The 22,306-nt window shown below is 71.5% G+C and carries 18 protein-coding genes; 9 read left to right on the top strand and 9 right to left on the bottom strand.

Annotated features, from left to right (window positions below; all coding sequences use genetic code 11):
- Nucleotides 1-18: 18 nt before the first annotated feature.
- The 3 genes from SCAB_RS16315 to SCAB_RS16305 form a co-directional block, all read right to left on the bottom strand.
- Nucleotides 19-1,125, bottom strand: a complete 1,107-nt coding sequence (locus SCAB_RS16315) for a hypothetical protein (RefSeq protein WP_013001188.1) — start codon at nt 1,123-1,125, stop codon at nt 19-21.
- Complete coding sequence (locus SCAB_RS16310) at nt 1,122-2,762, bottom strand: M48 family metallopeptidase (RefSeq protein WP_013001187.1); 1,641 nt, start codon at nt 2,760-2,762, stop codon at nt 1,122-1,124. The genes SCAB_RS16315 and SCAB_RS16310 overlap by 4 nt, the downstream gene beginning before the upstream one ends.
- 177 nt (nt 2,763-2,939) lie before the next feature.
- Nucleotides 2,940-4,058 carry a hypothetical protein gene (locus SCAB_RS16305; protein WP_013001186.1) on the bottom strand — a complete coding sequence of 373 codons (1,119 nt, stop codon included), beginning with the start codon at nt 4,056-4,058 and terminating at the stop codon, nt 2,940-2,942.
- Nucleotides 4,059-4,192: 134 nt separating this feature from the next.
- On the opposite strand from SCAB_RS16305, the gene SCAB_RS16300 reads away from it, so the two are divergent.
- Nucleotides 4,193-5,347, top strand: a complete 1,155-nt coding sequence (locus SCAB_RS16300) for a cystathionine gamma-synthase (protein WP_013001185.1) — start codon at nt 4,193-4,195, stop codon at nt 5,345-5,347.
- Nucleotides 5,348-5,523: 176 nt separating this feature from the next.
- On the opposite strand, the gene SCAB_RS16295 is transcribed toward SCAB_RS16300, so the two are convergent.
- From SCAB_RS16295 to SCAB_RS16285, 3 genes are all read right to left on the bottom strand, one after another.
- Nucleotides 5,524-5,772: a hypothetical protein gene (locus tag SCAB_RS16295; protein WP_013001184.1), complete on the bottom strand. Its 249-nt coding sequence runs from the start codon at nt 5,770-5,772 to the stop codon at nt 5,524-5,526.
- Nucleotides 5,769-6,260, bottom strand: coding sequence for a sigma factor-like helix-turn-helix DNA-binding protein (locus SCAB_RS16290; RefSeq protein WP_041669272.1), 492 nt, complete (start codon nt 6,258-6,260; stop codon nt 5,769-5,771). The genes SCAB_RS16295 and SCAB_RS16290 overlap by 4 nt, the downstream gene beginning before the upstream one ends.
- Before the next feature lie 98 nt (nt 6,261-6,358).
- Nucleotides 6,359-6,853 (bottom strand): MarR family winged helix-turn-helix transcriptional regulator, encoded by a 495-nt coding sequence (locus tag SCAB_RS16285; RefSeq protein WP_173402978.1) that lies wholly within the window; start codon nt 6,851-6,853, stop codon nt 6,359-6,361.
- A 164-nt stretch (nt 6,854-7,017) separates the two neighbouring features.
- Between SCAB_RS16285 and ilvA the strand changes: the two genes are divergently transcribed.
- The gene (gene ilvA, locus SCAB_RS16280; RefSeq protein WP_037723708.1) at nt 7,018-8,247 is read left to right on the top strand and encodes a threonine ammonia-lyase; all 1,230 of its coding nucleotides are present in this window, start codon (nt 7,018-7,020) and stop codon (nt 8,245-8,247) included.
- A 105-nt stretch (nt 8,248-8,352) separates the two neighbouring features.
- Here ilvA and greA read toward each other — a convergent pair whose 3' ends face one another.
- Both greA and SCAB_RS16270 read right to left on the bottom strand, forming a co-directional pair.
- Complete coding sequence (gene greA / locus SCAB_RS16275; protein ID WP_013001180.1) at nt 8,353-8,853, bottom strand: transcription elongation factor GreA; 501 nt, start codon at nt 8,851-8,853, stop codon at nt 8,353-8,355.
- A gap of 196 nt (nt 8,854-9,049) precedes the next feature.
- Nucleotides 9,050-9,448, bottom strand: coding sequence for a DUF4307 domain-containing protein (locus SCAB_RS16270; RefSeq protein WP_013001179.1), 399 nt, complete (start codon nt 9,446-9,448; stop codon nt 9,050-9,052).
- A 251-nt stretch (nt 9,449-9,699) separates the two neighbouring features.
- On the opposite strand from SCAB_RS16270, the gene mca reads away from it, so the two are divergent.
- Together mca and SCAB_RS16260 are read left to right on the top strand one after the other, a co-directional pair.
- Nucleotides 9,700-10,551, top strand: coding sequence for a mycothiol conjugate amidase Mca (gene mca / locus SCAB_RS16265; protein WP_013001178.1), 852 nt, complete (start codon nt 9,700-9,702; stop codon nt 10,549-10,551).
- Between the two features lie 21 nt (nt 10,552-10,572).
- On the top strand, nt 10,573-10,818 hold the full coding sequence (locus SCAB_RS16260; RefSeq protein WP_013001177.1) for a hypothetical protein: 246 nt from the start codon (nt 10,573-10,575) through the stop codon (nt 10,816-10,818).
- 141 nt (nt 10,819-10,959) lie between these two features.
- Here SCAB_RS16260 and SCAB_RS16255 read toward each other — a convergent pair whose 3' ends face one another.
- On the bottom strand, nt 10,960-14,226 hold the full coding sequence (locus SCAB_RS16255; RefSeq protein WP_041669269.1) for a tetratricopeptide repeat protein: 3,267 nt from the start codon (nt 14,224-14,226) through the stop codon (nt 10,960-10,962).
- A gap of 521 nt (nt 14,227-14,747) precedes the next feature.
- Here SCAB_RS16255 and SCAB_RS16250 point away from each other — a divergent pair.
- From SCAB_RS16250 to SCAB_RS16225, 5 genes are all read left to right on the top strand, one after another.
- Nucleotides 14,748-15,059, top strand: coding sequence for a hypothetical protein (locus tag SCAB_RS16250; RefSeq protein WP_060888645.1), 312 nt, complete (start codon nt 14,748-14,750; stop codon nt 15,057-15,059).
- 661 nt (nt 15,060-15,720) lie between these two features.
- Entirely contained in the window at nt 15,721-17,778 is a 2,058-nt protein-coding gene (locus tag SCAB_RS16240) for a thioredoxin domain-containing protein (RefSeq protein ID WP_041669264.1), read from the top strand.
- A gap of 212 nt (nt 17,779-17,990) precedes the next feature.
- Nucleotides 17,991-19,253, top strand: coding sequence for a glycosyltransferase (locus tag SCAB_RS16235; RefSeq protein WP_013001173.1), 1,263 nt, complete (start codon nt 17,991-17,993; stop codon nt 19,251-19,253).
- Nucleotides 19,250-21,022: an ArnT family glycosyltransferase gene (locus SCAB_RS16230; protein ID WP_013001172.1), complete on the top strand. Its 1,773-nt coding sequence runs from the start codon at nt 19,250-19,252 to the stop codon at nt 21,020-21,022. Before SCAB_RS16235 ends, SCAB_RS16230 begins: the two co-directional genes overlap by 4 nt.
- Nucleotides 21,019-22,299, top strand: coding sequence for a glycosyltransferase (locus SCAB_RS16225; RefSeq protein ID WP_013001171.1), 1,281 nt, complete (start codon nt 21,019-21,021; stop codon nt 22,297-22,299). Before SCAB_RS16230 ends, SCAB_RS16225 begins: the two co-directional genes overlap by 4 nt.
- The last annotated feature ends 7 nt before the right edge of the window (nt 22,300-22,306 follow it).

The raw sequence follows: 22,306 nt of genomic DNA, 5'->3' as shown, positions 1-22,306 counted from the left end.
CGGTCGCCGCCCGTCGGTTCAGTCGGTCGCCGTCGCCGTCGCCGCTGCCGCCTCGGCCGACGCGTTCCGGATGCGGCAGTAGAACGCGGCCATCGCCTCGCCGCCGCCCCGGTAGCGCCACGGCAGGGCGTTGACGTACCCGTCGACCAGCCTGAACTGTTCGAGCGCGGCGTCGTCGCGGTCCTGCAGCGCGAGGTAGTACGCGAGCAGGTGCCGCAGCTCGGGCAGGCGCGGGTGGGCGGGGTCGGCCGCGGCGGCGTCCGCGAGGCCGGCGTCCACCCGGCCGATCATCCTCGGCGTGCGGTCGACGTCGTTGTCGTCGGACGTGTCGTGCTCGAAGTGCGCGATCAGCGGGAACGCGGTGAGCAGGCTGCCCAGCGGTGCCCGGGCCGCCGCCCGCTCGGCGAACTCCGCCGCCAGCCTCTCCGAGCCCCGCCACTTCGCACACCAGTACTGCAGTGCCGAGAAGTGGGCCTCGTAGTGGTGCGGGGCCCGGGCGGTGATCTCCGCCCACAGCCGGTCCATCTCGGAGTGCGGGTAGCCGAGCCCGAGCGCCACCCAGATCTCGGTGACGTACGGCGTCGGGTCGTCGGGGGCGAGCGCCGCTGCCCGGCCGATCTCCTCGCGGGAACGTTCCAGCATCCGGTGGAAGCCGCCGAACTGCTCACCGGTCGTGTACTCGGCCTTCTTCCCGCCCCGCAGGTCCCAGGCCAGCACCACGGTGCTGCGGGCCCGCACGACGGCGGCGTCCGGGTCGTCGGGTCGGTCCGCCTCCCAGGCGAGCAGCCAGTCGTCCTCCTTCGCCGCGATCTCGCCCAGCAGGTACGCGGTGAACGACCGGCGTTCCCAGTCCCGGCCGGCGTCGTGCATCAGCTTGGCGGCCGCCTTCCAGTCGCCGCCGCGCACGGCGGCCAGCGCCGGCTCCTGGCCGGGCGGGAGGGGACCGGCGAGTGTGACGTTCTGACGCTCGGCCGGCAGCAGTCCCAGCGCCTCGGCGGTCTCCCGGCCGGTGTCGGTGTCCGCGCCGGGGGAGAAGAACTCCTTCAGGAAGACCCCGGCCAGCCAGAGTCCGAAGAGCACGGTCGGTACCGCCAGGACGGCCAGTACCCACAGCAGTACGGTCATCGCGGGGCGTCCGTTTCGCGGGTCGGGGGGCCCTGGGGCGTGGGCAGCAGGGCCCGCAGCGGGCCCGTGTCGGGGTGGTCGGCGACCGCGGCGGCGACCGCGGCGCGCAGGTCGGTCGCGCCACCGTCCGGCGCGGGCGACAGCCGTACCGCGGCCGGCTCCGACCAGGAGAACTCCCAGCTCAGCCGGGAGTGGGCGCTCAGCTCGGCCAGCACCATGCCCTGCAGACCGTCCGTCAGCGCGGGCCGCGCGAACTCGCGGAAGGCCCGGCCCCGCGCCTCGGCCGCCTGGTCCGACAGCGGCAGCCGCCGCGCCAGCTGCCACAGCTGACCGTCGTCGATCACCTTCAGCAGTGCGGCCAGGGACGGGGCGCCCTGGGTGTACATCGCCAGAGCCCGGTGCAGCGCGGTGTCGAGGGAGGCGAAGTTCGCGGCCATCGCACCGTCGAGCAGCTCCTGCCAGTCGCCGGTGCGCCGGAACCGCTGGACGTCCTCGGTGAGGACCGCGTCCTCCAGCGCCGCCAGGGTCCGGTCGGGGTCGGCGAGCAGACCGAGCGCCGGGCCCCGGGCCTCGTCCGCGCGGCCGTCGGCGGGCAGCGCCTCGATCCGTGCGACGCGGTCGGCGATGGGCGGGTGCGAGTCGTACGGCGAGGCCGGCTCGGTGGGCAACTCGGCCCGCAGGCCGGCCAGTTCGAGCTGCCGGGCGGAGAGCATCCGTCCGTGGCCGCCGAAGAACTCACCGCGCGGCGGGAGCAGCCGGGCCTCGGCGCCGAGCGTGGCGTAGCTGTTCATGTAGAAGCCGAACGCGGCGTCCAGCGCGGGCATCTCGCGCAGCACCGACGAGGTGGCGTCGCGACCGGCGATCCGGGCGGCCGCGGCGTCGGCGGCGTACTCCTGGCGGCGTGCGTCCGTGAGCGTGGCGCGGATGTACAGCCTGGCGTAGCAGGTGTAGATCCACGCCATCGCGCGGTAGGTGATGCCCGCGCCCGCCGTGTCGATCTCCTTGGTCTTCTTCCCCTTGGCCGCGGCCCTCGCGTTCTTCTTCTCCAGCCGGGCCCGTTCGCGTCCCGCCGTCCTGTCGGCGCGTTCCTCGAAGTGCCCGATGGTGCGCAGCACCTGGGCCCGGCCGCGGGCGGTGATCGCGGCGAGCCGGGTGTCCGCATGGGAGTAGTGCCCCAGCTCGTGGGCGAGGACCGCGCGCAGCTGCGCCTCGGTCAGGCCCTGGGCCAGCGGTATCCCGAGGTAGAGGTGGCGCGGACCGGCCCGCAGGCCGAGCAGCCGGGCGTCCTCGCTGACGGCGGCGTTGACGTCGGCCGTCAGGACGATCCGGGAGGGCGCCCGGGTGCCGACCGCGTCGGCCAGTTCCCTGACGGCACGCCACAGCCCGGGTTCGTCGGCCTCCGTCACCGCCAGGCCCGGCGGGTCCTCGCCCTTCGGTGTGCGCAGCATGAACAGACCGCGCACGAGCGGGATCGCCAGCAGTACGGAGACCACGTAGAGCTTGGCGGCGACGGCGGGCGGGGCGTGCAGATACAGCAGGTGGTCGGCGCCGGCGAGCGCCGCCAGCAGGAGCACGCCGAGCAGATGGAAGCCGGCGAGCAGCACGAGAGCGCGCAGCGCGCGCAGGGTCGCGCCCATTGGGCTGAGGTCCCCCCACGGGAAAGATCGCGAACGATCGGTTATGCGGTGAAACTGGCCAGAGGTGGACGAGTTGGGGCGTGTCCATGACCAAAAGGTGTGAGGGGCGGAGTATTTCGCACGGATGTGCGGGGTCGCAAGGGCTCACCGGACGGCCGCGACCCCGCCGGCGTCGCCTCAGTGCGGCAGCGTCGCGGGACTGCCTCCGTTGGCCTCGTAGCCCGCCACCGCCAGGGCCCGGTATATCGCGTAGTCCGAGGCCGGGTCGGAGGTGAGCGTCCAGGGAAGGGCGCCCACGTGACCGTCGACGTGCACGAGCTGGTCCATGGCCTCGGACCAGCGCTCGGAGCGGACCAGGAAGAAGACCAGCAGATGACGGACGTGGGCCAGCATCGGATCGTCCGGCCGCGCCGCGTGCACCGCGTAGAGGGCGCCGTGCACCGCCTTGGTGACGACCTCGCTCCGGTAGAAGCCCTGCACCAGATTCACCTCGGGCAGGTGCTCGAAGACCGCGAAGAGCGGCATGGCGGCCAGCAGCGACCCCTGCCGGGCCCGGGCCGCCGCCGACTCGGCGAAGGAGTACGCCAGCTCCCGCGAGCCGTGCCACTTCTCGCACCAGTAGTGCAGGGCCGCGAAATGCGCGCCCATGTGGTCCGGGGCCCGGTCCAGGATCTTCAGCCAGAGCTGCTCGAACTCCGCCCGGGAGTACGCCAGCCCGCGCGCCACCGACAGCTCGATGATGTACGGGACCGGGTCGCCCGGCGCCAGCAGCGCCGCGTCCCCGCACGCCGCCCTCGCCTCCTCCATGATGATCCGGAAGTCGTCCGTACCGGGCGTCGACGTCCGCCACGCCTGCTGCACCAGGAACTCCGCGTGCACCGCCGCACCGCCCGCGTCCTTCGGCGCCTCCGCGCGCCACACCCGCAGCCACTGCCCCCCCGGCGTCTCGCCCACCCCGCCGGGCCGCTGCGCCAGCTCCAGCGCCGCCGCACCCGCGAACGCCTGCACCCGCTGCCACCGGACCTCGCCGGCCGCCTCCGTACCCGCCAGCAGCTGCTTCGCCGCCCGGTAGTCCTGCGAACGCTGCACCACGTCCAGCACGTCCAGCAGATCCTGGTCGGGGCCCGGCATCCGCACGTCCAGCAGCTCCTGGCGCACGAACCCGTAGTCCGCCGGGTCCGCCGCGTCCGGGTGCCCCGCCTCCACCTGCTGAATGCCGGCCCTGCGGCGCGCCAGGATCGGCCATGCCACGAAGCCGATCATGAGCATCGCCATCAGGACCCAGAGAATCTCCATGCCACAAGGGTTCCAGACGCCGCCGACAAATGCCCAACCCGGTCGGGAGCCTGTGGACAACTCCGGCGACCGCGGAGGTGCCCCCACCCCCACGAGGCGCCCAGAACCCCCGCGACCGCTTACGCTCGGTACCCATGAGCGACAGCCACACCAGCCAGCACTTCGAGACCCTCGCGATCCACGCGGGCAACACCGCGGATCCCCTCACCGGCGCGGTCGTCCCGCCGATCTACCAGGTCTCGACCTACAAGCAGGACGGCGTAGGGGGCCTGCGCGGCGGCTACGAGTACAGCCGCAGCGCCAACCCCACCCGCACCGCGCTGGAGGAGAACCTCGCCGCCCTGGAGGGCGGCCGCCGCGGTCTCGCGTTCGCGTCCGGCCTGGCAGCCGAGGACTGCCTGCTGCGCACGCTGCTCAGCCCCGGCGATCACGTGGTCATCCCCAACGACGCCTACGGCGGCACCTTCCGCCTCTTCGCCAAGGTCGTCTCCCGCTGGGGCGTGGACTGGTCGGTGGCCGACACCTCCGACCCGGCGGCCGTCCGGGCCGCCCTCACCCCGAGGACGAAGGTCGTCTGGGTGGAGACCCCCTCCAACCCGCTGCTCGGGATCACCGACATCCCGGCCGTCGCCCAGATCGCCCGCGAGGCCGGCGCGAAACTGGTCGTCGACAACACCTTCGCCACCCCCTACCTGCAGCAGCCGCTCGCGCTCGGCGCGGACGTCGTCGTGCACTCGCTCACCAAGTACATGGGCGGCCACTCCGACGTCGTCGGCGGCGCGCTGATCGTCGGTGACCGGGAACTGGGCGAGGAACTGGCGTACCACCAGAACGCGATGGGCGCCGTCGCCGGCCCCTTCGACTCCTGGCTGGTGCTGCGCGGCACCAAGACCCTCGCCGTCCGCATGGACCGGCACAGCGAGAACGCCGTCAAGGTCGCCGACATGCTCACCCGGCACGCGCGCGTGTCGAGCGTGCTCTACCCGGGCCTGCCCGAGCACCCCGGGCACGAGGTCGCCGCCAAGCAGATGAAGGCGTTCGGCGGCATGGTGTCGTTCCGGGTCACCGGCGGCGAGGAGGCGGCCGTCGAGGTCTGCAACCGCGCCAAGGTGTTCACCCTCGGCGAGTCCCTGGGCGGAGTGGAGTCCCTGATCGAGCACCCGGGACGCATGACGCACGCCTCGGTGGCCGGATCGGCCCTGGAGGTCCCCGCCGACCTCGTCCGCCTCTCCGTGGGCATCGAGAACGTCGACGACCTGCTGGAGGACCTGCAGCAGGCCCTCGGCTAGGACCCTGCTGACGGATTTCCGCGGCGTCGCGACGCCCGGCACACCCTCTCGCCGCACCGGGCGAAAGACCGAGTACGTCCCGTACGAGGTCTTCCGCCCGGCACGCCGGGAGCACGCACCGGACGCCGCTCCTTCTGCCACGGAGATCCGTCAGAAGGGCCCGCGGATCCGGGCGCTCACCAGCCCGACACGGGTGGGGTCGTCGTCGACGGCGGCTCCACCCAGGGACGGACCGTCAGCGCCCACACGGCGAACGCGACCACGGCGACCGCCAGCACCACCCACAGCACGTGCCGGGCCGCCGTCCGGCGCCGCAGCATGCGCCCGCCGCGCCGTACCGCCACCGCGCACAGATCGGGCGGCACCCGCACCGGCCCGCGCTCCAGGATCTGCCGTACGGCCGACTCGCGGTCCCGCAGGCTCATGACGGAGCCACCTCCACCGCCTTCTCGGCGACCGCCTCGCGCGGCGGATGCAGGACCGTCGCCATCGCCCGCAGACAGATCGTCGTCACGCGCTCCACGGGCAGCCCGAGCAGCGCCGCCGTCTGCTCCGCGGCGACCCCCTCGTGGAGCCGTAGGACGAGGATCAGCCGCTCCTGCGGGGCGAGAGCGGCCAGGACCCCGCCGGGCGGACGGCGGAAGAGGCCGTGGTGATGCCATGCCCCGCGCGCGAAGCGGACCGCCAGCCGCTGCCGCGTCAGGTCGTAGGGGTCCTCGCCGCGCAGCCGGTCCCAGACGGCATAGGTGTGCGCGAGGGCGTCCGTCAGCAGCCGCCGCGCGCGAGGGTTGTCGTCCGGCGGCTCCGCCGTGAGCAGCGTCGCGGTCCGCAGCAGCCGCCCCGCCGCACCCGCGACGAACGCCTCGAACTCCCTTGCCCGGCGGGCGTCCTGGGCAACCTGCCGATCTCGCACCACGCCTCCCGCCTGAGGCCGACCCTGAGGGGAACGGGCCCGGTCCCGGACGAGGGCCCGGTCTCATATGAGGCCAGGAGCGGTGGCGCGGTCAAGGGTCAGGAGGCCGACGGTGCCTCCGGCGCCGCGGCCATACGGGACGAGAGGGCGGAGTTGAAACGGGTGAGGAGGGAGCAGAAGGCCACCCGCTCCTCGGGGGCCCAGTCCTGGGTGAGTTCGGCCATGAGCTGACGCCTGGAGGAACGTACCTCCTCAAGGCGGGACAGCCCGCGCGGCGACAGCTGCAGCACCACCGCCCGGCCGTCCTCCGGGTGCGAGGTCCGCTTGACCAGTCCGGTGTCCACGAGCGGCGCCACCTGCCGGGTGACCGTGGAGGAGTCGATCCCCATGCTCGCCGCGAGCGCCTTGACACCCATCGGCCCCTCCTTGTCGAGGCGGTTGAGCAGCAGGTACGCGGCACGGTCCATGGAGTTGCGCACCTGCCCGACACCGCCGAGCCGGGTCTGCTCGGCACGGCGTGCGAACACCGCGACCTCGTGCTGCAGCGTGTCGAGAAGACCGTTGTCACCGACGGTCGTCATGTCCATCGACATTTCAGGTGTTGTGGGCATGGCCAAAGGCTCAATTCATGCGTGGGGCGCTGGGTTGGGGGACAGAGTACGCGGACCGGGCGTGGGGTGTACGGGCCCCGGTGAAACACGGTCCCGCCCCTTGGTCACACCCGCGTTCGGGCCCTGTGAACTGCGAGACTCAGGTCATGAGCTACAGCACGGCTGACTCCTTTCCGCGCGTGACGATCGACGACGTGCGGGGCGCGCAGAAGATGCTTACGGGTGTTTCACGTGTCACCGCCATGGAGGGCAGCAGGCATCTGACCCAGCTCGTCGGCGCGCCGGTGCACCTCAAGTGCGAGAACCTCCAGCGGACGGGGTCCTTCAAACTGCGGGGCGCGTACGTCCGGATCGCGGGCCTGCTGCCCGAGGAACGTGCCGCCGGCGTCGTCGCCGCGAGCGCCGGCAACCACGCCCAGGGCGTCGCCCTCGCCTCCGCGCTGCTCGGCGTGCACTCCACGGTCTTCATGCCCAGGGGCGCCCCGCTGCCGAAGATCAGCGCCACCGAGGAGTACGGCGCCGAGGTGCGGCTGCACGGCACGGTGGTCGACGAGACGCTGACCGCCGCCCAGGAGTACGCGGCCGAGACGGGCGCGGTGTTCATCCACCCCTTCGACCACCACGACATCATCGCGGGGCAGGGCACGGTGGGTCTGGAGATCCTGGAACAGTGCCCCGAGGTGCGCACGATCGTCGTCGGGGTCGGCGGCGGCGGGCTCGCGGCCGGCATCGCGGTCGCGGTGAAGGCGCTGCGCCCGGACGTGCGTGTCGTCGGCGTCCAGGCGGAGGGCGCGGCCGCCTACCCGCCCTCGCTGGCCGCCGGGCTGCCGCTGGCCGTGCCGAACCCGGCCACGATGGCCGACGGCATCAAGGTCGGACGGCCCGGCGACGTGCCGTTCGCGATCGTCGCCGACCTCGTCGACGAGATCCGCACGGTCTCCGAGTACGACCTCTCCAGCGCCCTGCTGCTCTGCCTGGAGCGGGCCAAGCTGGTCGTGGAACCGGCCGGCGCCAGCCCCGTCGCCGCCCTGCTGCGCGACCCGGGAGCCTTCGAGGGCCCGGTCGTCGCGGTGCTCTCCGGAGGCAACGTCGACCCGCTGCTGATGCAGCGCATCCTGCGGCACGGCATGGCCGCCGGCGGCCGCTACCTGCAGGTCCGCCTCCGCCTGACCGACCGCCCCGGTGCCCTCGCGACCCTCCTCGGGGTGCTGTCGGTGGCCGACGCCAACGTCCTCGACGTCAGCCATGTGCGCACCGACCCCCGGCTCGGACTCACCGAGGTCGAGGTCGAACTGCACCTGGAGACGCGGGGGCCCACCCACTGCGCCGAGGTCGACCACGCCCTGCGCGAGGCGGGGTACACCGTCATCGACTGACGCGTCGGCGCCGGTCCGGCGGAGCGGCGAAGGGCCCGGTGCACGACCGGGCCCCCGGCGCCGAAGGGGCGCCGGGGGCCACGGGCGGGGCGAGGGGGCGTGCGCTCAGCTCTGGTAGGGCACGGCCTTGAGGATCTTCACCGAGGCGAACTTGCCGTTCGGCAGCTCGTACTGCGCGTCCTGGCCGACCTTCTTGCCGGTCACACCCGAGCCGAGCGGGGACTGCGGCGAGTAGGTCTCGATGTCGGAGCTGGCGTACTCACGGGAGGCGAGCAGGAAGGTCACCGTGTCGTCCTCGTCGCCGTCGAAGGCGATCGTCACGACCATGCCGGGCGCCACCGCGCCGTCCGCCGACGCCGGCGCCTCGCCGACCTTGGCGTTCTCCAGGAGCTGGGTCAGCTGGCGCACCCGGAGCTCCTGCTTGCCCTGCTCCTCCTTGGCCGCGTGGTACCCGCCGTTCTCGCGCAGGTCGCCCTCCTCGCGCGCGGCCGCGATCTTGGCGGCGATCTCCGTGCGCGCGGGACCAGACAGGTAGTCCAGCTCGGCCCTGAGCTGGTTGTACGCCTCCTGGGTCAGCCAGGTGACGTTCTCGCTGGTCTGGGTCACAGGTGCTCCTCGTAGGTACTGGGAATACAAAGCATCGCCCTACACAGAAGAATGTTCCTTCTCGAGTGGGCGAAACCACGAGCCTAACAATTGGATGGCCGAAGGGGGAGGACATAAACCACAAGCGTTACGTCGGCGCAGGTCACCGCCCCGATTCGGGGAGGCGGGGCGGACCGGGGCCCGGACGGGGCGGGGTTCAGCCCGCGTGGCAGCCGAGGAGTTCGGCCGTGGTGCCGCGCGAGGTCGTCTTCAGGGTCACGGTCCTGTCGATCTCCGTGACGTCGGCACCGAAGCGGAAGTCGGCACGGCCGACCTCGGTGCCGTCCTCCGTCTGCGAGCGCACGGTGCAGTAGCCGTCGACCCCGGCGTCCTTGTCGCCCCTGAGGTGCACCTTCACCGCTCGCGCGGAGGTATCGAAGGTGTAGATCTCCACGCTGATCCTGTTGCCGGCCACGTAGTGGTAGGCGAACCAGCCGATGAGGACGAGCAGGGCGGCGCCCAGGAAGCCGCCGATGACCTTGAGCCTGCGGTCGGCGCGCCCGTCCGCGGAGCGGCCGTAGCGGCCCTCGGGGAGCCGCGTGCTCGCCGTCGTCATGGTCGTCCTCTCGGAAAGGGGCCGGGAGCGTGCCGCCCGGCAGGGGCGTCCACGTGTCGGACCGGGAATATCCCGCCCCCCGATGCCGTCACTATAGAAGCCCCCGCCCAGCGCCTGACGGCCGCCCCGCACCGGGGTGTCCGAGCGGGACGGCAGTATGGACTCACCGGATCGCGCCGGGCCGAGTCACCGAAGTTCAGGCCGGGCGCCGAGTGACGAGGGAATGAGTCTTGACTGACCAGCTGCGACTGATGGCCGTGCACGCACACCCCGACGACGAGTCGAGCAAGGGTGCGGCCACCATGGCGAAGTATGTGTCCGAGGGGGTGGACGTGCTGGTCGTGACCTGCACGGGCGGGGAGCGCGGTTCCATCCTCAATCCGAAGCTGCAGGGCGACAAGTACATCGAGGAGCACATTCACGAGGTACGGAAGAAGGAGATGGACGAGGCCCGGGAGATCCTCGGCGTGGGACAGGAGTGGCTCGGCTTCGTCGACTCCGGTCTCCCGGAGGGCGACCCCCTGCCGCCCCTCCCCGACGGCTGCTTCGCCCTGGAGGACGTCGACAAGGCGGCCGGCGAGCTGGTCAGGAAGATCCGCGCGTTCCGCCCCCAGGTGATCACCACCTACGACGAGAACGGCGGGTACCCGCACCCCGACCACATCATGACCCACAAGATCTCGATGGTGGCCTTCGAGGGCGCCACGGACACCGAGAAGTACCCCGAGGGCGAGTACGGCCCGGCCCACCGGCCGCAGAAGCTGTACTACAACCAGGGCTTCAACCGCCCCCGCACCGAGGCGCTGCACAACGCCCTCGTGGCCCGCGGCATGGAGTCCCCCTACGGCGACTGGCTCAAGCGCTGGGACGAGTCCGAGCACAAGGACCGCACCCTGACCACGCACGTGCCCTGCGCCGACTTCTTCGAGATCCGTGACAAGGCCCTCATCGCCCACGCCACGCAGATCGACCCCGACGGGGGCTGGTTCCGGGTGCCGATGGAGATCCAGAAGGAGGTCTGGCCCACCGAGGAGTACGAGCTGGCGAAGTCCCTCGTGGACACCTCGCTCCCCGAGGACGACCTCTTTGCGGGCATCCGCTAGCCCTGGGGGACAATGCCAGGCATGAGCGTAAGCCTGGCAGTCACACACCTCGTCCCCCTCGCCAAGGAGCTGGACAAGGACAAGGTCACCCCCGGCGTCCTCGGCTTCATCGTCTTCGCGGTGATGGCGCTGGCCGTCTGGGGCCTGATGAAGTCCATGAACAAGCACATGGGCAAGGTCGACTTCAAGGAGTCGCCCGACCCGGACGCCTCCGTCGAGGAGACGGCGACGGGGGCGAGCGGCAGGACGGCCCCGGCCAAGGGCTGACCGCCGGGCCACCGGCCGACGGCGTGACTCCGTGACACCGCCCAGGTGTCGCGGAGGCACACGACGTCCCCCGGGCGGCACGAGGCGTCGCCGTGGGAACACGGGGTGTCGCCGCGGCGGCCGCCCCGGCGGGGCCGTGTCTCAGCCGTGCCCGCCCGTCACCGGCACCCCCATCACCTCCCGCGCGTGCCGGTTCGGGACCATGCCGAGGGTCCAGGCCCGCCAGCCGCTCTCCAGGTTCACACCCCGCTCCAGCAGCAGCGCGTACGCCTCGATGTACTCGGTGAGCTTCTCGTCACGCAGCGGGTGGGCGGTGCGCGACAGATGGGCCAGGTCCTCCTGGGCGACCGCGGTGCCGATCTCGACGCCGCCGGGCGCCGCGTACGGCAGCAGGGTGCACTTGAGGAAGCGGGCCCAGTCCTCGCCGCGGCGGTCGCCGTACGAGGTGAACAGACGGATCGCCTCCTCGCAGAGGTCCAGCGCCTGGGGCGTGCGGGCGTTGCCCGCGTCCACCACGGCCAGCTCCAGACAGGTCCACGCCTCGCCGTGGGCCACGCCGATGCGCTGGAAGTCCGCACGGGCGTCGACGAGGAGCTGACGGGCGAAGCCGGAGTTGCGCAGCGAGCCCGTCTGCACCGCCCGCTGGTCGCGGGTGACCCGGGCCGAATGGTGCCGCGCGCACGCCAGGCCGTAGACGTCCCGCATCCGGGAGAACATCGTGCGCGAGCGTTCCAGTTCGCGCACCGCCTGGTCGAGGTTGCCGGTCTCCTCCAGCGCCTGGCCGAGGTAGTAGCCGCTCCACGCCTCGCCGCGGGCGTCCTCGTTGTCCCGGTGGCGCGAGAGAGCCTGGCGCAGACCGTCGACGGCGGCCGAGGGGTCACCGGCCACGAGCCGCGCGCGGGCGAGCTGGGTCAGCGACCAGGCCTGGCCCCGGGTGTCCCGGGTACGGCCGAACAGGTCCAGGGCGGTGCGCAGTTCACCCTCCGCGCGCGGCACCTCGCCCATGCGCAGCAGCAGTTGGCCCAGCTGGAAGTACGCCCACCCCTCGCCGTGCAGGGACTCCTGCTGACGATGGACGACCAGCGCACGGGTCAGCAGATCCAGGGAGTCCGCCAGATGGGAGCGGTCCCGTTCCACCGCCGCCAGGGCGTGCATCGTCCACGCCCGGTCCGCCGCCAGCTGCGGGGCCGACTGGAGCTGCAGCGCCTCCAGCAGCTTCTCCGCCGCCTCGGTCAGATTGCCCTGGTGGTGCAGGGTGATGCCCAGGGAACACAGGGCACGGGCGGCCCCCGCGTCGTGGTTGGTCTCCCGGTAGAGGCCGACGACCGACGCGAGCGTCGTCCGGGCCTTGTCCAGCTCGCCCAGCTGACGGGCCGCGATACCCGTACGCCACTGGACCGAGCGGGTCAGCAGGCCCTGGTCCACCGACTGGGCCAGCTCGCTCAGCTCACCCAGGCGGTAGAGGTCGCCGCGCAGCAGGCAGTAGTCGCACAGGGCACCGAGCAGACTGAGGACCGCCGCCTGGTTCACACCCTCCGCGTGCCGCAGCGTGGAGGTGATGAAGCTGGTCTCGTCGTCCAGCCAGCGCAGCGCCTCGTCCAGGGACACGAAACCGTGCTGGCCGAAGCGGTCCGAGCGGGTCGACATGTTGCCGTCGACCAGCCGCAGCACGGAGTCGGCGAGGTCGGCGTAGGTCACGATCAGGCGCTCCTGCGCGGCCGTGCGCTCGCTCGGCTCCTCCTCGTCGAGGAGGCGGGCGTGGGCGAAGGCGCGGACCAGGTCGTGCAGGCGGTAGCGGTTGCCGTGGACGTGGTCGATCAGGCCCGCGCGGGCCAGCGCGGTGAGGTGACGGGTCGCCTCCGTCTCGTCGGTGGCCAGGAGTGAGGCGGCCGCCGCCGCGCCCAGCGAGGCACGGCCGGCCAGAGCCAGACGGCGCAGCAACCGCCGGGAGGAGTCCGACTGGTCGGTGTAGCGGAGCCACAGGGCGCGCTCCACCGGCTCGACCGGACCGTACGCGCCGAGGTCCGTGGCCAGCCGCTCCGGTGTACGCGGGCCCAGCGACGAACCGGCGACGCGCAGGGCCAGGGGCAGGCCGCCGCACAGGTGCCGGATACGGGCGACGGACGCCGTGTCGTACGAGGCGGACCCCGCCGACGCGCCCGCGGACGGGTCCGCCGCCCCGGCGCCCGCCGCCCCCGCCCGCAGCGCCGACGCGTCCTGCGCCGCCATACCGAGCAGTTCCTGCGTGCCGTCGGCGTCGAGCGCCTCGACCGGCAGCTGGTGCACCCAGGCGGGCAGGTCGGCGGGCAGGTCGAGCGCGGAGCGGGCGGTGACCAGCACGAGGCTGTCGGAGCGCTCGGGGACGAGGGCGCGGACCTGCTCGGGGTCGGAGGCGTCGTCCAGGACGATCGTCACCGGCACGGCCGCCAGATGCTGGTGGTACAGCTCGCTGAGCCGCTTGACCTGCTGGTCCTGGGAGGTGCGCTCACGGAAGAGGAGCTGGTCGCGGGGCGCGCCGAGACGATTCAGCAGATGCATCAGCGCGTCCCGGGTGGACAGCGGGGTCTCCTCCGGGCTGTCGGCGCGCAGGTCGACCACACAGGCGCCCCGGAAGTAGTCCCGCAGCTCGTGGGTCGCGCGTACGGCGAGGGCGGTACGGCCGGAGCCGGGCGCGCCGTGCAGCACGACGACCGTGGGCCGGGTCTCGGTCTCGGCGCGGGCCGCCTGCACCCACTGCCGGATCCTGCCCATCTCCGTGCGCCGCCCCGCGAACCTCTCGTCCGCCTCCGGGATCTGCAGGAACGACTGCTCCAGCACATTGCGCCGCCGCGCCGCCGCGCTCTTGTCGGCGCCCCGCAACTGGGGGGCCTTCTTCTTCGGCGTGGACGCGGCGAGCACGCGCTGCTGGTCCAGGAACGGCCGTATCCCGCGCACCTCCAGCGCCGTGAGCCACTGCAGCCGCAACTGCTCGGGGCCGCCGGGCTGGCCGAGGGCGCCCGCGCGGTGGTGCGCCGCGGGAACATGGGCGGCGGTCACCTTCAGCACGGTGGCCACGGCGCTCGCGACGCCGACGATCAGTCCGGTGCTCACCGCGGTGCCGGCGGCGACGCCGAAGGAGAGGTCGGCCACGACCGCGGTGCCGGCGGCGACGCCCGCGACCAGCAGGGGAGTTCCGGCGCCCTCCTTCGCGTAGCGCTGGCGGAAGGTGAGCCGGCCGGCCTGCGACTCGTCCAGTGCGCGGGTGTACGTCTCGTACTCCTCCGCGGCGTTGCGCGCCATCGTGTCCAGCGCGGCGCGGGCCCGGCCCAGGAGCACCACCCCGTCGGTACGGCCGCCCGACCTGCGGACCTCCTCCTCGACCGCCCGCACCAGCAGCCCTTCGGCCTCCCCCCGGTGGCTGTCCCGCATCACAACGTCCCCCTTCGCCGAAACGGCATGCCTCCGGCCAGTGTGGGGCGCGCGGCGTGACTAATCGAGAGGGCGTGAATCAGCGGGTCGGAGGCTCCGCCCGCTGGTCGGCCGACGGTCAGGGGATTGTGCCGCACTTTGGGAAAATGGGTACCTAAGATCCATTGAATCCGTAGCATCTCCCCTGAAAGTGGCAGGGGTTGCGGTGCGCGAGGATCACACGACACTGGTCGGGTTGGGGCTCAGCCCAGATGAACTGGTCATCCTGGGACTGGACATGCCTGCGACGGCCGAGCCGGCCGGACTCATGGACATCTACCTGCGACGCAGCAACAAGACGGAGGATCTGACCACTCTCCGACCAGGCGGTTGGGCAAGCGTGGATCAACCACGTCACGGCCCTTGCGCCCGATGCCCCGGTCGTCGTCGCGATGGCACGGCGGTGGCTCGCCTTCGCAGATCCGCAGAGGCAGGCACAGAAGGAAGAGACGCAGCGGGCGCTTGAGGCTGCTCATGAGCGTGTGAAGAAGCTCGAAGAGGACTTCTACGTCTACGGGAAGATGGACGAAGATCGCTTCGACGTACTGAGCGACGGCCAACGTACCTTCATCGGGAGCATGACCGCCGCTTTGGAGGCTCTGGACATCGGAGCTGATCTCGCTCCGCTCTTGCACATCGAGAAGCTGCGGGAAGCGTGGGAGGTGGCGGACACGGCGCATAGGCGCAGGCTGTTGCAGTGCGCTCTCGGGGAGAAGGGCATCACGGTCGGGCCGGCGGCCCGACGGGGGGATCACACGCCCATTCTTGAGCGGCTTGAGTTCGACTGGATCTGATAGCGGCAGCACGTGGCGCCGCTGATGGACTGGCTGTGCCCGAGTATCTGCCGGTCGGCGGTGGCGGCTGCGGCGAGGGTGCTGAGCGCGGGGCTTCTACACACCCTGCGACTGGAGAACTGTGTCCTACGGTCCTGGGTACCGCTGCCAGGCGCAGGCTGACCTTCACGAGTGCCCAACCAAGTCGCGCACGAAGGCACAGAGGCTCGGGGTGCATCGGGGGCCTCTCACTCCGTGGGGGTGAGGATGACGTGCGTGTGAACGCGAACCTGCTCGGTGTCCGGGGTGCTGTCGTCGGGTGAGAACGCGCGGTAGCTCTCCACGAGATCGTGCATCTTGCCGATGAGTTGGAGTGCGAGCTCGGGAGCGAGGCTCAGCGTTCAGTCGCTCAAGTCCGAGGAGCGGTTCCACACCCTGGACCAGTCGTCGCGGGTGCCGAGCCACGTCGCCAACTCCTGGGTGTGATGGTTCGCGACCTCGTGCACGAACATGTCGCAATGCTCTCTTTGCGAGTGATCCGGCGTGGACGGTCGTGCCCTGACCGGACAGGGCTGAGCCGGCTGAGCCACAGTCCGCCGATCGCGGCTCTGGGCAGGGCTCGGTTGTGAGCCCTCCTCGTGGCAGGTGGGTCGGGGGTCGCGGGGTGCGTAAGGATGGGGTCATGCCCAACCGACTCGCGCATGCCACATCCCCGTACCTCCTGCAGCACGCGGACAACCCCGTCGATTGGCGTCCGTGGGAGCCCGCGGCCTTCGAGGAGGCGCGGCGGCGCGATGTTCCCGTCTTCCTGAGCGTGGGATACAGCGCTTGCCACTGGTGTCATGTCATGGCCAAGGAGTCCTTCGAGGACAAGGGCACCGCCGCGTATCTGAACGAGCACTTCGTCAGCGTCAAGGTCGACCGTGAGGAGCGTCCCGATGTGGACGCTGTCTATATGGAGGCCGTGCAGGCTGCGACCGGCCAGGGTGGCTGGCCCATGTCGGTGTTCATGACGCCGGCCGCGGAACCGTTCTACTTCGGCACATACTTCCCGCCCGGGCCTCGTCAGGGGATGCCGTCCTTCCGCCAGGTGCTCGAAGGCGTCCATCACGCGTGGTCGAGCCGGCGCCAAGAGGTTGCGGATGTGGCGGTGAAGATCACGCGGGATCTTGCCGAGCGTGCGCTGGGCGCTGGGTCTGACGGATTGCCCACCGGGGAGACCCAGGCCCAGGCGCTGCTTCAGTTGACTCGTGACGTCGACTCCACCAGTGGCTGGTTCAAGGGGAGCACCAAGTTCCCGCCGTCGATGGTGGTCGAATTCCTGTTGCGCCACCACGCGCGAACGGGTTCCGTGGCGGCGCGGGAAATGGCCGAGGGGTTGTGCGGTGCGATGGCGCGGTCGAGCCTTTACGACCAGGTCGGAGGTGGCTTTCACCGTTACGTACTCCTGGCGCACGCCGATGGGCCTTTGGTACCCCACTTCGAGAAGATGCTGTACGACAACGCCCTGCTCTGCCGCGTCTACGCCCACCTCTGGCGGGCCACCGGCTCCGAGCCGGCCCGGCGGGTCGCGCTGGAGACGGCCGACTTCATGGTCCGTGAACTCAGGACGAACGAGGGCGGGTTCGCCTCCGCGCTGGACGCCGACAGCGACGACGGCACCGGTTCCGGGAAGCATGTCGAGGGCGCCTACTACGTCTGGACGCCGGAGCAGCTGACCGAGGTGCTCGGCGAGGAGGACGCGGCGCTCGCCGTGCGGTACTTCGGGGTCACGGAGGAGGGCACCTTCGAGGAGGGCGCGTCCGTGCTGCAACTCCCGCAGCAGGAGGGCGTGTTCGACGCCGAGAGGATCGAGTCGGTGCGGGAGCGGCTGCTCGCGGCACGGTCGCGGCGCCCCGCTCCCGGCCGGGACGACAAGGTGGTCGCCGCCTGGAACGGGCTCGCCGTCGCCGCGCTCGCCGAGACCGGCGCCTACTTCGACCGCCCCGACCTGGTGGACGCCGCGATCACCGCCGCCGACCTCCTCGTGCGTCTGCACCTGGACGAGCGGGCGCGGCTCACGCGGACCAGCAGGGACGGGCAGGCGGGGGCCAACGCGGGAGTGCTGGAGGACTACGCGGACGTCGCGGAGGGGTTTCTGGCGCTCGCCTCGGTCACGGGGGAGGGGGTGTGGCTGGAGTTCGCGGGGTTCCTGCTCGACCATGTGCTCGCGCGCTTCGTCGACGAGGGGTCGGGGGCTCTGTACGACACCGCCAGTGACGCGGAGAAGCTGATCCGGCGGCCGCAGGACCCGACCGACAACGCCACGCCGTCCGGGTGGAGCGCGGCGGCCGGGGCGCTGCTGGGCTATGCGGCGCAGACCGGCTCGGAGCCCCATCGCAGGGCCGCCGAGCGGGCGTTGGGTGTGGTGAAGGCGCTGGGGCCGCGCGCGCCGAGGTTCATCGGGTGGGGTCTGGCGACCGCGGAGGCGCTGCTCGACGGGCCCCGTGAGGTCGCGGTCGTGGGGCCGGAGGGGCATCCGGGGAGGCGGGAGCTGCACCGGGCGGCGTTGCTGGGGACCGCGCCGGGTGCGGTGGTCGCCGTCGGGGTGGCGGACGGCGACGAGCTGCCGCTGCTGGCCGGCCGCCCGCTCGTCGGGGGTGAGCCGGCGGCATATGTCTGCCGTCATTTCACCTGTGACGCCCCCACGACCGACGCCGACCGGTTGCGGGAGGTCCTCGGGGCGGCCCCGGTCGGCTGAAACCTGCCGGTCAGAGACCGGGGCGAGGTCGAACAACTGCTGGGAAAAAGGTAGTTGTGGGGACACATCCGATTATATGTTCCCTCGAACGGAAACACGTTTTTATCCTGAAGGGCTCCCCGGGTTCACAGTTTCCCCCTAGTCTCCTCACAGTGTCGCGGAGGGGTAACTCCCTTCGTGGCAGGGGGTTTTCAGATCCGGGGGGATCTCTCTTGCTGACGTCTGTCCTTATAGCCGTCGTCTCGTTTGCCTTGTTCTGGATGGCGGCTTTCACCCTGTGGTGGCAGATGCACGCGTGGCGTACGCCCGAAGTGCTCGCCTCCACCCGGTTCAGCAGACCGGACGGCGACGAACATGTCTCGTTCTCCCTGCTGCTGCCGGCACGCCATGAACAGGCCGTGCTGGACCACACCATCCAACGACTGCTCGAATCGAGCCACGACGACTTCGAGATCATCGTGATCGTCGGACACGACGACCCGGAGACCACCGCGGTGGCTCGGGCGGCCGAGGGGCGCGACCCCCGGGTCCGCGTGGTCGTCGACCACCACGAGAAGAAGAACAAGCCCAGGGCCATGAACACGGCCCTGCCGCACTGCCGAGGCGACGTCGTCGGAGTCTTCGACGCCGAGGACCAGGTCCATCCCGAACTGCTGTCCCATGTCGACCACGCCTTCCGCACCACGGGCGCCGACGTCGTGCAGGGCGGGGTCCAGCTCATCAACTTCCACTCCAGCTGGTACAGCCTGCGCAACTGCCTGGAGTACTTCTTCTGGTTCCGGTCCCGGCTGCATCTGCACGCGCAGAAAGGGTTCATCCCGCTCGGCGGCAACACCGTCTTCGTACGGACCCCGGTCCTGCGGGAAGCCGGCGGCTGGGACCCCGACTGCCTGGCCGAGGACTGTGACCTGGGCGTACGGCTGTCGAGCGTCGGCAAGAAGGTCGTCGTCGCCTACGACAGCGACATGGTGACCCGGGAGGAGACCCCCGGCAGTCTGGTGTCGCTGATGAAGCAGCGCACCCGCTGGAACCAGGGTTTCCTCCAGGTCTACCGGAAGCGGGACTGGAAGCAACTGCCCGGATTCCGGCAGCGGTTGCTGGCCCGCTACACGCTGATGACGCCGTACCTCCAGGCCGTCTCCGGGGTGATCATCCCGCTCAACGTGGCCGTCGCGCTCTTCCTCGACGTCCCCGTCGGCGTCGCCTTCATCACCTTCCTGCCGGCCGTCACCGCCCTCGTCACCTTCGTGTTCGAGGTCGTCGGACTGCACGACTTCGGCCGGCAGTACGGCCTGCGCGTCCGGTTCACCCACTACGTCAAGCTGATCGTGGGCGGCCCCTTCTACCAGGTGCTCCTCGCCCTCGCCGCCGTACGCGCGGTGTGGCGTGAGCAACGCGGCCGCAACGACTGGGAGTTGACCAGTCACGTCGGCGCACATCTCGCGCACGTGGACCGAGAGGACGTTCCTGCGTGACCTCCACACTTCCCGCGGAGACCCAGACCGAGGTCAAGGTCCCCGCGCAACGGACAGCTGTGCCCAGTACCGGTTCGACTGGTCGAACGCCCGCCTCCGCTTCCCCTCCGCCCGCACCGAAGCGGCTGCGCGACTCGCGCACCGACCTGGTCCTCTGCGGACTCCTCCTCGTCGCGATCATGATCGTGCAGGGGTGGAACATCGCCGACTACCCCGCCCTCAGCGACGACGAGGGCACCTACCTCGCACAGGCCTGGGCCGTGCAGGAAGGCAGGGGACTCGCCCACTACACGTACTGGTACGACCACCCGCCCCTCGGCTGGATCCAGCTCGCCGTCCTGACCTGGATCCCCGCCCAGCTCGCCCCCGAGTCGATGACCGTCGGCTCGATGCGCGGGGTGATGCTGCTGATCAGCGCCGCTGGCGCGGTCCTCGTCTACGTCCTCGGCCGCCGCCTCTCCCTGCCCCGCTGGGCCGCCGGGCTCGGCATGGTCCTCTTCGGGCTGTCCCCGCTGTCCGTGGTGCTCCAGCGGGAGATCTTCCTCGACAACATCGCGGTGATGTGGACGCTGCTGGCGTTCTGCCTCGCCGCCTCACCGAGCCGTCACCTCTGGCACCACTTCGGCGCGGGGCTGGCCGCCGCCGCGGCCGTGCTCACCAAGGAGACGATGCTCCTGGTCCTGCCCGCCGTGCTGCTCACCATGTGGCGGCACAGCCATCGCGACACCCGGAAGTTCGCCCTCACCGGCGCCGTCACCGCCTGTGTCCTGATCGGCGCCTCGTATCCGCTGTTCGCCCTGCTCAAGGGCGAGTTGTTCCCCGGCGCCGGCCATGTCTCGCTGTGGGACGGCATCGTCTACCAGATGAGCCGCCCCGGCTCCGGCTTCATCCTCACCGAGGGCACGGGCAGTCACGGCGTCCTGCGGTCCTGGCTGTACTACGACCGCGTCCTGCCCCTCGGCGGACTCGCCGGCGCGCTGCTGCTCCTGGTCACCTGGCGCTGGTCGGTGACCGCGCGCGCCCTGGCCGGACCCGCGCTCGCCGTCGCGATCCTCGCCGGCATGGCCCTGCGCCCCGGCTATCTGCCCGCGATGTACGTCCTTCAGGCCCTGCCCTTCCTCGCGCTCGTCCTCGCGGGCGGTACGGCGAGCGTCGCCCACGGCGTCCTGCGCCGGGGCCGCGGCGCGACGGAGCCGCGCCCCCTCGTCTGGGCGCGGTGCACGGTCGCCGTGGCCCTGGCCGCCCTGGCGACGGCGTACGTGGCCCCCCGCTGGTACGACGGCAACCGCACCGCGATGACGTTCGACGCCAACGCGCCCTACCGGAAGGCCGCCGCGTGGCTCGGGCGCGAGGTCGAGGATCCCGGCGGCACCCGTGTCCTCGTGGACGACGCGCTCTGGCTCGACCTCGTCCACCAGGGGTACGAGCCGGGCCTCGGCGTCATCTGGTTCTACAAGGCCGACCTCGACCCGGCGGTGACCAGGACGATGCCCCGCGGCTGGCGCGACCTCGACTACGTGGTCGCCTCCCCGACCGTCCGGCGCGACGCGGCCGACCTGCCCAACGTCCGGCGCGCGATGGAGAACTCGACACCGGTCGCCACCTTCGGCACCGGCGAGGACCGGATCGAGATCCGCAGGATCGACACCGGCGGCGCCGACTACCGCGCTCGCGGGACCGGTGAGGCGGAGGACGGACGTGGCCGCGGGGCCGGCGAGGCAGACGACGACCGCGTCCGCGGCACCGAGACCGCCGGAGGTGGCCGATGACCGGCGGAAGCCATGAGTCCACCGCCCCCGGGCACCTCGGCGACCCGGCCGTACGCGGCGCCGAGGTCCCCGAGCCCGGCGCCGTCACCATCGTCGTACCGACCTACAACGAGTCCGCCAACGTACGGGAGTTGCTGCACCGCATCACGGCGTCGGTGCCCGGACGGCTGCCCTGCGAGGTCGTCTTCGTGGACGACTCCACCGACGACACCCCCGAGGTGATCGACCGGGCCGCGCAGGACTGCCCGTTCCCGGTCACCGTGCTGCACCGCGACGAACCGGCCGGCGGACTCGGCGGCGCGGTCGTCGAGGGCATCAGGGCGGCCGGCTGCGACTGGATCGTCGTCATGGACGGCGATCTGCAGCACCCGCCGTCACTGGTACCGGAGCTGGTGGCGACCGGGGAACGGTCGTCGGCCGATCTGGTGGTCGCCTCCCGGTACATCGCGGGCGGCAGCCGGGCCGGGCTCGCGGGCAGCTACCGCGTGGCCGTGTCCCGGGGAGCGACCTGGCTCACTAAGTCCCTCTTCCCGCGCCGGCTGCACGGCATCAGCGACCCGATGAGCGGCTTCTTCGCGATCCGCCGCAGCGCGGTCACCGCCGACGTCCTCCAGCCGCTCGGCTACAAGATCCTCCTCGAACTCGCCGTGCGCAGCCGCCCGCGCCGGGTCACCGAGGTGCCGTTCGTCTTCCAGGACCGGTACGCCGGGGAGTCCAAGTCCACGGCGCGGGAGGGCTTCCGCTTCCTGCGCCACCTCGTCGGACTGCGCACCGCCTCACCCGTGGCGCGCATGCTGGTCTTCGGACTGATCGGCGTCACCGGCTTCCTGCCGAACCTGGCCGGCCTGCACGCCCTCACCTCGGCCGGCATGCACTACCTCCCCGCCGAGATCCTCGCCAACCAGCTCGGGGTCCTCTGGAACTTCCTCCTCATCGAGCACCTGTGCTTCCGCGAGCGGCGCAGGCACCGCCGGGCGTGGGACCGCCTCGGCCGGTTCGCGGTGCTCGCCAACGCCGATCTGGTGCTGCGCATCCCGCTGATCGCCCTGTTCGTCGGCCGGTTCGGGATGGGAGCTCTGTCCGCGACCGCGCTCGCCCTGGTGACGACGTTCGTCCTGCGCTTCGTGGCGACCGAGGCGCTGGTCTATCTGCCGCGAAGGACGACTCGCCGTCCGTCGCGCAAGACGTCTCGCCGTGGGGAGCACGGCGAGCAGGAGCAGGCCGAGCGTGAGCAGGCCCAGCAGGAGCAGGCCGAGCCGGCAAGGAGAGCCGTGTGAAGAACCG

Source organism: Streptomyces scabiei 87.22 (assembly GCF_000091305.1).
In the GTDB taxonomy this organism is placed as follows: Bacteria; Actinomycetota; Actinomycetes; order Streptomycetales; family Streptomycetaceae; genus Streptomyces; species Streptomyces scabiei.
This window is presented reverse-complemented; position numbering and strand designations above follow the sequence as displayed.

Coding starts and splice junctions, on each gene's coding strand:
- SCAB_RS16315 (WP_013001188.1), bottom strand. CDS start 1,125: ATGACCGTACTGCTGTGGGTACTGGCCGTCCTGGCGGTACCGACCGTG.
- SCAB_RS16310 (WP_013001187.1), bottom strand. CDS start 2,762: ATGGGCGCGACCCTGCGCGCGCTGCGCGCTCTCGTGCTGCTCGCCGGC.
- SCAB_RS16305 (WP_013001186.1), bottom strand. CDS start 4,058: ATGGAGATTCTCTGGGTCCTGATGGCGATGCTCATGATCGGCTTCGTG.
- SCAB_RS16300 (WP_013001185.1), top strand. CDS start 4,193: ATGAGCGACAGCCACACCAGCCAGCACTTCGAGACCCTCGCGATCCAC.
- SCAB_RS16295 (WP_013001184.1), bottom strand. CDS start 5,772: ATGAGCCTGCGGGACCGCGAGTCGGCCGTACGGCAGATCCTGGAGCGC.
- SCAB_RS16285 (WP_173402978.1), bottom strand. CDS start 6,853: ATGTCGATGGACATGACGACCGTCGGTGACAACGGTCTTCTCGACACG.
- ilvA (WP_037723708.1), top strand. CDS start 7,018: ATGAGCTACAGCACGGCTGACTCCTTTCCGCGCGTGACGATCGACGAC.
- SCAB_RS16270 (WP_013001179.1), bottom strand. CDS start 9,448: ATGACGACGGCGAGCACGCGGCTCCCCGAGGGCCGCTACGGCCGCTCC.
- mca (WP_013001178.1), top strand. CDS start 9,700: ATGGCCGTGCACGCACACCCCGACGACGAGTCGAGCAAGGGTGCGGCC.
- SCAB_RS16260 (WP_013001177.1), top strand. CDS start 10,573: ATGAGCGTAAGCCTGGCAGTCACACACCTCGTCCCCCTCGCCAAGGAG.
- SCAB_RS16255 (WP_041669269.1), bottom strand. CDS start 14,226: ATGCGGGACAGCCACCGGGGGGAGGCCGAAGGGCTGCTGGTGCGGGCG.
- SCAB_RS16240 (WP_041669264.1), top strand. CDS start 15,721: ATGCCCAACCGACTCGCGCATGCCACATCCCCGTACCTCCTGCAGCAC.
- SCAB_RS16225 (WP_013001171.1), top strand. CDS start 21,019: ATGACCGGCGGAAGCCATGAGTCCACCGCCCCCGGGCACCTCGGCGAC.